General features: G+C 72.2%; 9 protein-coding genes. 8 read left to right on the plus strand and 1 reads right to left on the minus strand.

Annotated elements, in window-relative coordinates; translation table 11 throughout:
* Positions 1 to 32: 32 nt before the first annotated feature.
* Positions 33 to 1,358: an MATE family efflux transporter gene (locus FM112_RS03790; RefSeq protein ID WP_254910360.1), complete on the minus strand. Its 1,326-nt coding sequence runs from the start codon at positions 1,356 to 1,358 to the stop codon at positions 33 to 35.
* 75 nt (positions 1,359 to 1,433) lie between these two features.
* On the opposite strand from FM112_RS03790, the gene FM112_RS03795 reads away from it, so the two are divergent.
* The 8 genes from FM112_RS03795 to FM112_RS03830 all read left to right on the plus strand — a co-directional run bounded on the left by FM112_RS03795 (position 1,434) and on the right by FM112_RS03830 (position 12,232).
* Positions 1,434 to 3,407, plus strand: coding sequence for a M13 family metallopeptidase (locus FM112_RS03795; RefSeq protein WP_087003714.1), 1,974 nt, complete (start codon positions 1,434 to 1,436; stop codon positions 3,405 to 3,407).
* A 69-nt stretch (positions 3,408 to 3,476) separates the two neighbouring features.
* Positions 3,477 to 3,776 carry a hypothetical protein gene (locus FM112_RS03800; protein ID WP_087003717.1) on the plus strand — a complete coding sequence of 100 codons (300 nt, stop codon included), beginning with the start codon at positions 3,477 to 3,479 and terminating at the stop codon, positions 3,774 to 3,776.
* Between the two features lie 31 nt (positions 3,777 to 3,807).
* The gene (locus FM112_RS03805; protein WP_087003720.1) at positions 3,808 to 4,302 is read left to right on the plus strand and encodes a phage holin family protein; all 495 of its coding nucleotides are present in this window, start codon (positions 3,808 to 3,810) and stop codon (positions 4,300 to 4,302) included.
* Positions 4,295 to 4,573, plus strand: a complete 279-nt coding sequence (locus FM112_RS03810; protein WP_087003723.1) for a DUF3618 domain-containing protein — start codon at positions 4,295 to 4,297, stop codon at positions 4,571 to 4,573. Before FM112_RS03805 ends, FM112_RS03810 begins: the two co-directional genes overlap by 8 nt.
* Before the next feature lie 126 nt (positions 4,574 to 4,699).
* On the plus strand, positions 4,700 to 5,650 hold the full coding sequence (locus FM112_RS03815) for a uroporphyrinogen-III synthase (protein ID WP_087003726.1): 951 nt from the start codon (positions 4,700 to 4,702) through the stop codon (positions 5,648 to 5,650).
* 86 nt (positions 5,651 to 5,736) lie between these two features.
* Entirely contained in the window at positions 5,737 to 10,026 is a 4,290-nt protein-coding gene (locus tag FM112_RS03820; protein ID WP_087003727.1) for an aldehyde dehydrogenase family protein, read from the plus strand.
* Positions 10,027 to 10,067: 41 nt separating this feature from the next.
* The gene (gene rocD / locus FM112_RS03825; RefSeq protein WP_087003730.1) at positions 10,068 to 11,312 is read left to right on the plus strand and encodes an ornithine--oxo-acid transaminase; all 1,245 of its coding nucleotides are present in this window, start codon (positions 10,068 to 10,070) and stop codon (positions 11,310 to 11,312) included.
* A 2-nt stretch (positions 11,313 to 11,314) separates the two neighbouring features.
* Positions 11,315 to 12,232, plus strand: a complete 918-nt coding sequence (locus FM112_RS03830; RefSeq protein WP_087003733.1) for an alpha/beta fold hydrolase — start codon at positions 11,315 to 11,317, stop codon at positions 12,230 to 12,232.
* The last annotated feature ends 13 nt before the right edge of the window (positions 12,233 to 12,245 follow it).

Raw genomic sequence — 12,245 nt, forward strand, 5'->3', positions numbered from 1 at the left:
TCGTAGTCGAGCCGGCGGCCCCGGCGCAGCGCCTACCTCGCCGCGCCGAGCACGATCCAGCGGTCGCCGACGACGCGCAGGACGAGCGTGGCCGCGCGCGCCGCGAGGAACAGTCCGAACGCGGCCCACAGCAGGTTCACGCCCGCCTGGCCGCCCGGGTCGGCGCCGAGCAGCGCGAAGACCGCCGCGGCGAAGACCGCGAGGGTGACGACGCCGGCGACGGCGAGGTACTTCACATCCCCGGCGCCGATGAGCACGCCGTCGAGCACGAACACCACGCCGCCGATCGGCAGGAACAGCGCCATCACGAGCAGCGCGCCGGGCAGCAGGTCGAGCACGGCGTAGTCGGTGACGAAGAGATGGCCGAGCACGGGGGAGAGGGCCGCGGTGAGCAGCAGCAGGAGCACGCCGAGGCCGATGCCCCACCACACGAGGATGCGTACGAGCCGCTTCACGGCGCTGCCGTCGCCGGCGCCCAGGTCGTGGCCGATGATCGCCTGCGCGGCGATCGCCAGCGCATCCAGCGTGAACACGAGCACGTTGTAGACGGTGTACGTGACCTGCAGCGCCGCGAGCTCCGAGACGCCGAGCTGCGCGCCCGCCCACGTGAGCAGCAGCAGCGCGATGCGCAGGGTCACGGTGCGCAGGATCATGAGCGAGGAGGCGGTGAGGGCCTCGCGCGGCTTGCCGATGCCGGGGCCGATGGACACCCCGTTGTCGCGCGCCGCCTGCATCGCCACGAGCACGTAGACCACGGCCATGAGCGTCTCGGCGATCGCGGTGCCGAGCGCCGAGCCCGCGATGCCCAGCTGCGCCCCGTAGATGAGCAGCGCGTTGAGCCCGGCGTTGACGATCGCCCCGCCCACCGCGACGACGAGCGGAGTCTTCGTGTCCTGCAGGCCGCGCAGCAGCCCGGTGCCGGCGATGACGAGGAGCATGCCGGGCAGCCCCCACAGCGAGACCGTGAGGTAGCTCATCGCCGCCTCGCGCACGAATGGATCCTCCGTGAACGCGTTCACCACCGAGGGTGCGATGGCGAGCCCCAGCAGGAGCAGCGCGATGCCGCAGCCGAGGCCGAGCCACATGCCGTCGATGCCCGCGCGAACGGCGCCGGGCAGATCGCCCGCGCCGAGGCGCCGGGCGACGAGCGGCGTGGTGGTGTAGGCGAGGAACACCATCAGCCCCACGAGGGTGGTCACCACGGTGGCGCCGATCGAGAGGCCCGCCAGCACGGACTCCCCGAGATGGCCGACCATCGCGGTGTCGGTCATGACGAACAGCGGCTGGGCCACGAGCGCGCCGAGCGCGGGGACCGCGAGGGCGAGGATGCGCTTGGAGGTCGAGGTGGGAGCCGTCACCCGCCCATTGTTCCAGCAAACGCGGGCTCCCAGGAAACGGCCGGACGGCCGTTCGGGCGTGAGTACCCTGGTCACATGACGACCAACAGCGTTCCTCTCCGTTCCGGCATCGACATCGAGTCATTCGACGAGGGCGTGCGCCCGCAGGACGACCTCTTCCGGCATGTCAACGGCCGGTGGATCGCCGAGACCGAGATCCCTGCCGACAAGGCCTCCTACGGGTCCTTCCACCGGCTGGGCGACGAGTCGGAGGAGGCGGTCCGCGCCATCCTGGAGGAGTCGAAGGAGGCCGAGGAGGGCTCCGGCATCCGCAAGGCGGCGGATGCCTACGCCGCGTTCATGGACGAGGAGACCCTCGCGCGCCTCGGCGCCGACCCGATCTCGCAGGACGTCATGCAGGCGCTCGTGGTCTCGTCGATCGAGGAGTTCCTCTGGGTCCTGGGCCGGCAGGAGCGCCGCGGCGTCGGCGGCTTCTTCGGGCAGGACGTCTTCGGCGACCTGGGCGACCCGGGCGTCAACGCGCTCTACTTCGAGCAGTCCGGCCTCGGGCTGCCGGACGAGTCCTACTACCGCGAGGAGCAGTACGAGCCGATCCGCGAGGCCTACCGCGCGCACATCGCCCGGATGCTCGGGCTCGCCGAGGTGCCCAAGGCGCAGGAGCGCGCCGAGCGGGTCTTCGCCCTCGAGACCGCGATCGCCTCGCACCACTGGGACGTCGTGAAGACGCGCGAGGCGGACCTCATCTACAACCCGACGACGCTCGAGGAGTTCCTCGCGCGCTTCGAGGGCCTCGACATGCGCGGCTGGATGCAGGAGCTGCAGGCGCCCGAGGGCACCTTCGACCGCTTCGTGCTCTGCCAGCCCAGCTTCGCCGACGGCGTCGCGGGCCTGCTCGTCGAGGAGCGCCTTGAGCAGTGGCGCGACTGGCTCATCTGGCGCATCGTGCTCGCCCACGCCTCGGTGCTCAGCCCCGAGATCGGCGCGGCGAACTTCGAGTTCTTCGGCACGACCCTGCAGGGCGTGCCCGAGCAGCGCGACCGTTGGAAGCGCGGCGTGGGCCACGCGGAGTCGCTGCTGGGCGAGGCCATCGGCGAGGTCTACGTGGCCCGGCACTTCAAGCCGGAGTCGAAGGCCGCGATGGACGATCTCGTCGCCGACCTGCTCGCGGCCTACCGCGATTCGATCGAGCGGCTCGAGTGGATGAGCCCGGCCACGCGCGAGCGCGCGCTCGAGAAGCTCGCGAAGTTCACGCCGAAGATTGGCTACCCGCCGAAGTGGCGCGACTACTCCGAGCTGCACATCTCGCCCCGCGACCTCGTGGGCAACGTGCGGCGGGCGGCCGTGTTCCAGCAGGACTGGGAGTACTCGAAGGTCGGCAACCCGGTCGACCGCGAGCTGTGGCTCATGACCCCGCAGACGGTCAACGCGTACTACATGCCGCCGCAGAACGAGATCGTCTTCCCGGCCGCGATCCTGCAGTACCCGTTCTTCGACGTGGCGCGCGATGCGGCCGCCAACTACGGCGCGATCGGCGCCGTGATCGGTCACGAGATCGGCCACGGCTTCGACGACCAGGGGTCCAAGTACGACGGCGACGGGCGGCTCGAGAACTGGTGGACCGAGGAGGACCGCGAGGCCTTCGAGCGCCACACGGCCTCGCTCATCGGCCAGTACTCGGCGCTCACGCCCACGGGGCTCGAGGAGACCGACAAGGTCAACGGCGAGTTCACGATCGGCGAGAACATCGGCGACCTCGGCGGGCTGGGCATCGCGTGGAAGGCCTATCAGCGCCACCTCGACGGCGCCGAGGCGCCCGTCATCGACGGGCTCACCGGCGCGGAGCGCTTCTTCCTCTCGTGGGCGCAGGCCTGGCGCGAGAAGCGTCGCCCGGAGTACATGAAGATGCTGCTCGCGGTCGACCCGCACTCGCCCGCCGAGTTTCGCTGCAACCAGATCGTCCGCAACATCGACGTGTTCTACGGCACGTTCGGGGTGGAGGAGCAGGATGCGCTGTGGCTCCCGCCCGAGGAGCGCGTGACTATCTGGTAGCTGTGACCGCCGGGCGGCTAGCCTTGGCTTGTACATTGATGGCGCTTCGGCGCCGGGAGGGGAAATCCGATGAAGACCTCGACAAAGCTCTCGCTCGTCGCCGGGCTGCTCGCCGGCTATGTGCTCGGCGCGCGCGCCGGCCGGGAGCGCTACGACCAGATCGCCGGGGCCGCGCAGAAGGCCTGGGACTCCAAGCCCGTGCAGAAGCAGGTGGTGAAGGTGCGCGGCGCCGTGGACCGCTACGTCCCGAAGGCGGTCGAGTCCACGTTCCACGCCATCGGCAAGGTGGCGTCGAATCTCGTGGGCAAGGTGCTCGGCGGGCCGAGGCAGGCCCCGACCGGGACCGTGGACAACCCCGCTCAGCGGTAGCCTCTACCGGGGAGAGAAGGAGAGTCACGCGATGAGCGATTACGACAAGGGTTCGCGCGGAACCACGGACCATGAGCCGGCGCGGGGCGCGTTCCCGAATGCGGAGGAGCCCGCGCGCCTCGGCAAGTTCAACCCGAAATCCAGGCAGTCGGTGGGCAAGCTCGTCAGCAGCGTGCCCCGGCTCGCCTCGCAGCTCGCGAAGGACGAGATCGAGCGCGCGAAGGGCGAGCTCGGCGCGAAGGCGAAGCTCGGTGGCATCGGCGCGGGGCTGTTCGCGCTGGTGGCCTTCTTCGCCGTCACGCTCTGGGCGGTGCTGATCACGGCGGCGATCCTCGGGCTCAACACGGTGTTCGCGCCGTGGCTGTCGGCGCTGATCGTCGCCGGTGCGCTGCTGCTCGTCATGATCATCGCCGCACTCATCGCGATCTCGTCCTTCAAGCGGATGAAGGGCGTGGTGCCGACCGAGACGATCGCCTCGGTCAAGCAGGATTTCAACGCAGTGAAGGGACTCGGAAAGTATGAGTGAGGAAGCGAAGGAGCAGCCGAAGCGCAGCTCCGGCGAGCTCAAGGCCGATATCGAGCACACCCGGCGAGAGCTCGCGGAGACGCTGGATGCCCTCGAGTACAAGCTCGACGTGCCGGCGCGGGTCGGCGAGTGGGTGGGCGATCGCAAGGCGCAGCTGCGCAAGGCCTTCGATGAGTCGCCCGTGGTCGTCGCCGGCGTCGCGGCCGGCGCGGTCGCGGTGATCGGCGGCATCATCGCGGGCGTCGTCGGGCTCGCGCGGCGCCGTCGCTAGCCTCGGTCCCGGAGCCGCGTCGCGGGGATCGAGGAGCGATCCGCGCGGCGTGCTCCGGGGCGGTATTCGTGTGCCGACCTTCGGTTCGACGACCGGGTCGCGGAGTTCTTGGGATCGGGAGCGGTGATGGCTTCAGAAAAGCCACTCAAGGGGTGGAAGGTTCTCGTGCCCCGCGGGGGGATGTTCGGCGCGGCGGCCGCCGAGGTGGTGCGCGCCCGGGGCGCGTTCCCCATCACTGCGCCGCTCATCAACTTCGCCAGTCCGGCCCCGCATGACGTCTCCGCGCTCGAGGAGGCCCTGCGCCGGCTGCAGGGCGGCGAGTACGACTGGCTCGCGGTGACGAGCGCGACGACGGTGGACGTGATGCACTCGATGGGCGTGCGCGTCCCGGACGAGACGATGATCGCGTCCTCCGGCGAGACGACCTCCTCGGCGCTCATGGACGCCGGATACCGCGTCGACTTCGTGCCAACCCACGACAACTCCGCGAAGGGCCTGCTCGTCGAGTGGCCCGAGGCGCAGCGCCGCAAGCCCAAGATCAAGGTGCTGTGGCTGCACTCCGAGGCGTCGCTGCCCGACTTCGCCCGCGGGCTGGGCCGCAGGGGCCACCGCGTGGACTCCGTCATCGCGTACCGCTCGATGGGCGTCCCCGCCCCCGAATCCATCCAGTACGACATGCGCAACGAGCGCATCCGCGCCGTGCTCGTGACGAGCGGGTCGGTGGCCGAGCAGCTCGTGCGCCAGTTCGACCCCATCCCCGAGGGCATCCTGCTCGGCGCGATCGGCCCCCGCACGGCGAAGGACGCGCGCGCCCTCGGCCTGCGGGTGGACGTGGTGGCGAAGCAGCGCTCGGTCGGCTCGCTGCTCGACGGTCTCGCCTGGGTCGCGGGCGGGGAGGTGCTCGAGGAGACCACGATGATCGACCTCAGCACGCTCGCGGCGATGCAGGACGAGGCCGAGCGGGACGGCGCCGAGGACGGCGAGATCAACGAGGCCGACGTGCCGGCCATCGACGAGGCGAGGTCGGACACCGGCGTGATCGATCTGCGCGACCTCCGCGATCTGCGCGACATGTAACGCCCGGCCGGGCGCCCGGGCGGGCGAGTCTGCGCCCCGACAGAGTGTCGCGGGTCGCGCTCGGTTCTGATGGTTAGTCTCGATTCATGGCAACCCCTTTTGGCGAGGACGGGACGGGCGAACGCGGTTCGTCCCAGGAACGAGGTCGCCACGAGGCGCGGGAGACCGCGCGTGGCGACATCGAGCAGGTGCGCGTGCGGCGCGTGGAGCGCGCCGACCTCGTGCGCGAGATCCTCGAGAAGAAGCAGGCCGAGGATCCCGGGCCGCGGGAGCAGGAGCCCCCGCGGACGCCCGAGCAGCCCGGCCCGGACTCGCCGTCCCGAGCGCCCGAGGCCGATGAGCCGGGACCGGGCGCCGCGGCATCCGGCGCGGAGCACTGGGATGCGACGCCGCGGCCGCAGCAGCAGCCGTCGGACATGCCGCCGCTGCCCGCGCTCATCCCGCAGAACTCCGAGCCGCGGGAGAGCCGGCAGCCCGCCGTGCTGCGCCCCGAGCCGCTGCCGAGCCACTCCGCTCCCAGCGTCGACGCCGACGAGGCCGTGGCCCCCACGCTGCAATCGCTCGCCGAATGGCGCGCCGCCGAGCACGAGGCCCGGCAGCGGGTGCTCGCGGCGCAGGAGCAGGCGGGCAGCCCCCGCAGGCGCGACCGGCTCGACCCGGCCGACGACTTCGTGCGCGCCCTCCGCGCCGCCGGCGGCGCCGACTTCCTCCGGGGGCTGGTCGACGAGGTGCTGCGGCCCGACGACCTGCTCGCCTCCGGGTTCGGCCTCAGCGATCTCAAGGACGAGATTCCCGAGACCCTCACGCCGCACTCGCGTCGACTGTTCCGGCTCGGGGCCTTCGCGGGCCCGGGGATCCCCTTCATCGCGGTGCCGGCCGTGCGCCGCGCCGCGCGGGCCTTCTTCGGCAAGGAGGTGACCGGGGCGCGCGAGCTCGAGCGGGACCTGGGCGCCGCCGCCGAGCAGCACGCCATCCCGCGCGTGCTGCCGCTCACCGACCCCATCCTCGGAGATGCGGGCGCGGACGCCCTCTTCGAGCGTGTGCGCGAGCTGCTGCACCGCGAGGACGTCCCCGAGATCGAGATCGCCTGGGGCGATCTCGAGCCCCGGCCCAGCGAATGGGATTTCGAGGGCACCGTCGAGCACGCGGCGATGCGCTTCGCGGCCCTGCTGCAGGAGGCCGCGAACTCCCCGCACCCCACGCTGCTCGTGCTGCGCGCGGAGGGGTCGCGGGACCTCGAGCAGACCGTCGAGACCATCAGCCGGGTCATGGGCGACGACGGCCTCGGCCACGCGCGGCTGGGCATCAGCGCGCCCGTGGACCTGCCCGAGTCGAGCACGCTGCTGCGCCGCCTCGCGGGCCGCGCGCATCTGCGCCGCGAGGACGGCGGGGCGCCGGTGCGCATCGGCCTGTACCGCCTCGCGGACCGGGAGTCGGAGCGCGCCGACGCGGTGCGCCACGGCTGGAAGGTCGCGACCTACCTCGACGAGGGGGACGTGGACGCGAACATGATGCAGGTGATCGACGCGGTGCTCGCGCCGGAGCACCGCGGGGTGCTCGAGCTCGAGCTCTCGGGCGCCGAGCCCATGGACATCGCCTTCGCCGTCCATCTGGCGCGGATGCGCGAGAGCTTCGTCGCCGTCTCGGCGGTGCTCGACGAGGGCGACGACGCGGGGCTCCGGGAGCGCTACGCGCGGCTCGGCGCGCGCGTGCACATCCGCATCCCGCTGCTGCCGGAAGACTCGTACCGGCCCGCCTGCGCGTACCTGTGGGGGCGCGTGACCCGGGCCGAGCGGCGGCTGGCGCAGCGCGAGGCGGCCCGCGACGGCCAGGACGGGGTCCACGCCGAGGACGACCGGCTGCTGCAGGCCATCGCGCGGATGCACCGCGTGGCGACCGGGCCGGTCCGCTCGCAGGTGCGCATCGCGCCCGAGGAGGCGCCCGGCATCACGGCCTCGATCGCGCTCGAGCTCTTCCCCGAGGGGCTGCTCGAGGAGGAGCCCGCGGCGTCGGCGCCAGAGCCCGGCAAGGGGCACGCCGGCTTCGACCCCGACGCGACCACGGTGCTCGGGCGGCGCGGGGCCCAGGACGGCTCCGAGGACGCCGAGGCGTCGGCCGGCCGCGAGCTGCGGTCCCGCGACGAGGGTCGCGAGACGGGCGTCGTGCGCTCGGGCGCGGGCGACTCGGCCCCGCTCAACCCGGCGGAGACGGGCGCCGCGCCGAACCTCACCGAGGTCGTGATGGGGCTGCGCCGCGGCCGGCTGCTGCGCAACACGTTCCGCAACGAGCCCTGCTCCGATCCCACCGTGGCCGCCACACGCGAGTGGGCCACGCGGGTCCAGCGCCGCGCGGCGCGCTCCGACCTGGGCCGGGACGAGGCCGCCAGCCACCGCCTGCGCTCCGCGGACGAGATCGACGAGGTGCTCGAGCGCGCCCAGGCGGCCGGCGAGTCGTGGAGCCAGACGAGCGGATGGGAGCGCGCGGCGCGCCTCGAGCAGCTCGCGAAGGCCGTGGAGGCCAACCGCGCGCGGCTCATCGAGGTGGCGATGAACGAGACGGGCCTGACGTTCGCCGAGGTGGACGCGGACGTGAGCCGCGCGGTCGACCTCGCGAACTACGACGCCCACCTCGCCCGGCAGCTCGACCGGATGCAGGGCGCGCGCTTCGAGCCGGTGCAGGTCTCGCTCGCCGTACCCGGCTGGATCCCCCCGGTCTCGAGCACCGCCGCGGGCGTGTTCGGCGCGCTCGCCGCGGGCAGCGCCGTGGTGCTCAAGCCCTCGCCGCGCACGCCGCGCACGGCGGCGGTGCTCGCGCGGGTGCTGTGGTCCACCGACCTCCCCGACGACCTGCTGCAGGTCGCCTCGGGCGACGACCTGGTCGTCACGGAGGAGCAGCTGGGCCGCCAGCTCATCGTGGACCCGCGGGTGGAGCGCATGATCATGCAGGGCGCATACGGCACGGCCAAGCGCTTCTTCGGCTGGCGGCACGACCTGCCCGTGGTGGGCTCCTCGGGCGGCAAGAGCGCGGTGGTCGTCACCCCGGCGGCCGACTACGACCAGGCCGCAGCCGATATCGCCGCGTCCTTCACGGCTGCGACGGGGCAGCTCGCGCTGCGGCCCTCCACGGTCGTCCTCGTGGGCGCCGCCGCGCGCTCCGAGCGCTTCGTCAACCAGCTCGTCGATGCCGTCACCTCGACCCGCGTCGGCTATCCGAGCGACCACTCCGTGCACACCGGCCCGCTCGTGGCGCGCGCGGTGGGGGAGCAGCTCGCCATGCTCACCGAGCTCACCGGCGAGGAGAAGTGGCTCGTCGAGCCCCGCAGCCTCGACGACACGGGCCGACTGTGGACCCCGGGCATCCGCACCGGCGTCACCGAGGAGTCGCCCGTCCTGCGCAACGCGACGCCGGTGCCCGTCGTGAACATCGTCACGGTCCGCACGCTCGACGAGGCCGTCGCGCTGCAGAACCGCATCGACTACGGCCTCGGCGCGGGCCTGTTCTCGCTCGACCGCGCCGAGATCGCGCAGTGGGTGCAGCAGGTCGAGGCGGGCAGCCTGTTCGTGAACCGCGACGTGCTCGGCATCACGGTGCAGCGCCAGCCCTCGGGCGGGTGGAAGCAGTCGATGATCGGCACGAAGATGAAGTCGGGCGGCCCGAACGCCCTCATGCACCTCGGCAAGTGGCGCGCCGACGAGCACGAGCAGTCGCACACCCTGCACCTGCGGGGGCTCGAGGACCGCGTGGCCCGCCTCATCGAGGCGCTCCAGCCCGGCATGTCCTTCGACGAGTTCGAGCGGGTGCGGCGCACCGCGCTGAGCTGCCAGATCGCGTGGAACGAGGAGTTCGGCGAGGTCGTGGACGCCACGAACCTGCCGGTCGAGCGGAACCTGTTCCGCTACCGGCCCGTGGACTGCGTCATCCGCTTCTCCGAGGACGCCACCGCGGATGCGCTCGGCCAGGTGCTCGTGGCCGCCACCGTCGCGCGCGCCCGCATCCTGCTCTCCTCCGCGTGGCCGCTGCCGGCGAGCCTCGCCGCCGAGCTCGAGCTGCGCGGGGCCGGGGTGCGGGTCGAGACCAACGAGGAGTTCCTCGAGCGGCTCCGCGTCGAGGGGCTCCGGGACGCGCTGCGGCTTCGGCTCATCGGCGGCTCGCGCAGCGAGGTGTGCGAGGCGATCAGCAACGCCGTGGAGATCTCCGTGTTCTCCGACGACGTCACGCTCGCCGGCCGGGTCGAGATGCTGCCGTTCCTGCGCGAGCAGACCATCAGCATCCGCGCCGAGCGGCACGGCCGGCCCGACCCGCGGGTCGCGCGGCTGTTCCCCCACGAGCTGGTGCGGGATCCGGATGCGAGCCTGCTCGGCAGGCTCGAGGCGTAGTCCCCCGGAACGGCGCGGATGCGGGCGATAGGCTTGGTCGTATGACCGAATCTGTATCGCAGCGCGCCCAAACCGAGATCGGCAAGGTCCGGGACTACAGCGCGAACAACTACGCACCGCTTCCGCTCGTCGTCGAATCCGCCAAGGGCGCCTGGATCACCGATGTCGACGGCAAGCGATACCTCGACTGCCTGTCGGCGTTCAGCTCGACGACCTTCGGCCATGCCTACGAGCCCTTCCTCGAGGTGCTGCGAGCCCAGACCGAGAAGATCTCGATCGCCTCCCGCGCCGTCTACGTCGAGGGCTTCGGCGACTTCGCCGAGTCGCTCGCGAAGCTCGCCGGCAAGGAGATGATCCTCGCCATGAACACGGGCGCCGAGGCCAACGAGACCGCGATCAAGATCGCCCGCAAGTGGGGCTACCGCGTCAAGGGCGTGGAGGAGGGCAAGGCGAAGATCATCGGCGCCGAGGGCAACTTCCACGGCCGCACCACCACGATGATCTCGCTCAGCAACGACGAGAAGGCGCGCGCCGACTACGGCCCCTTCACACCGGGCTTCGAGCTCGTGCCGTTCAACGACGCCGAGGCGATCCGCGCGGCGATCGACGAGCACACCGTGGCGGTCATCCTCGAGCCCATCCAGGGCGAGGCGGGCGTGAGCGTCCCCGACGAGGGCTACCTGCAGGCCGTGCGCGAGATCACGCGGGAGCACGACGTGCTCCTCATCCTCGACGAGGTGCAGACCGGCTTCGGCCGCACCGGCACGACCTTCCGCTTCGAGGCGGAGGGCGTCGACCCCGACCTCATCACCGTGGCCAAGGCGCTCGGCGGCGGCATCATGCCCGTCTCCGCCGTCATCGGCGACGAGGACGTGATGGGCGTGCTGACCCCGGGCACGCACGGCTCGACCTTCGGCGGCAACCCCCTCGCCGCCGCCATCGGCAAGGCCGTCGTCGACGAGCTCGCCACCGGCAGGTGGCAGCGGCACAGCCAGGAGCTGCACCCCGTGCTCTTCGACGGGCTCCGCGCGCTCGAGGGCCGCGGCGTCACCGCGGTGCGCGGCGCGGGCCTGTGGGCCGGCGTCGACATCAACCCGGCGATCGGCACCGCGCACGACGTGTGCATGGACCTGATCGAGCGCGGCATCCTCGCCAAGGACGCCAAGCCCGCCACGCTGCGCCTCGCGCCGCCCTTCGTCGTGACCCGCGAGGAGATCGACCTGCTGGTGCGAGAGTTCACCGCGGCGATCGAGGCGCGCTGGGCCGCCGCGCAGGAGCGCGCGTAGCGATGGGCGTCGCCGACCGGTTCTACACGCCGGGCATGGACACCACGAACGACGGCATCGAGGTCGACTACGTCGAGCACGTGCTGCCGATCGCCGGGGTCGACGTGCACGTGTACGAGTGGACGGCCGGCCGCACGCCCAAGGGCGTCGTGCACATCGCGCACGGCGCCGGCGACCACGCGCGCCGCTACCAGCGGCTCGCGAACGCGCTGGTCGAGCGGGGCTACGCGGTGGTCGCCGCCGACCAGCTCGGCCACGGCCGCACCGGTGTCGGGTTCCTCGGCCTCAGCAACGTGGGGCCGGGCGGCATGCCGGCCACCCGGGCCCTGCTGCGCGAGACGATCCTGTGGACGCGGGCGCGGTACCGCGGCATCCCCCTCATCGGCCTCGGGCACTCGTGGGGGTCGATCCTCTCCCAGCAGCTCTTCGCCCGCGACGCGACGATCTTCGACGGCCTCGTGCTGACGGGCAGCACGCTCGTGCTGCCCGGGTTCATCAACACCGGCGACTTCAACGCGCAGTGGGCCGGCGACGGCCACGGCATGAGCTGGATCAGCCGCGACGTCGCCGAGGTGCAGGCGATGATCGACGACCTCTACGGCTTCGACATCGCGGACTCCTCGGTGTGGACGCCCCTCGGGGCCGTGCAGCTGCTGACCCCGCCGCCGATGCCGCGCTTCGGCAGGGCCGCGCGCGTGCCCGTCCTCGTGCAGTCCGGCGCTGAGGACGTGATCGGCTACGGCGCTCGCGGCCCGCGCGCACTGGCATGGGCGTATCGTCATGTCACGAGGATGCGGGACGTGACGCTGCACATCTATCCCGAGGCCCGGCACGAGGTGTTCAACGAGCTGAACCGGGACGAGGTGACCGGCCACCTGCTCGACTGGCTGGCCTGGCACTTCGAGATGCCCGAGCGCTGATCGACCCGGAGAT

Origin of the sequence: Gulosibacter sp. 10 (assembly GCF_900163695.1) — a bacterium.
GTDB lineage: Bacteria > Actinomycetota > Actinomycetes > Actinomycetales > Microbacteriaceae > Gulosibacter.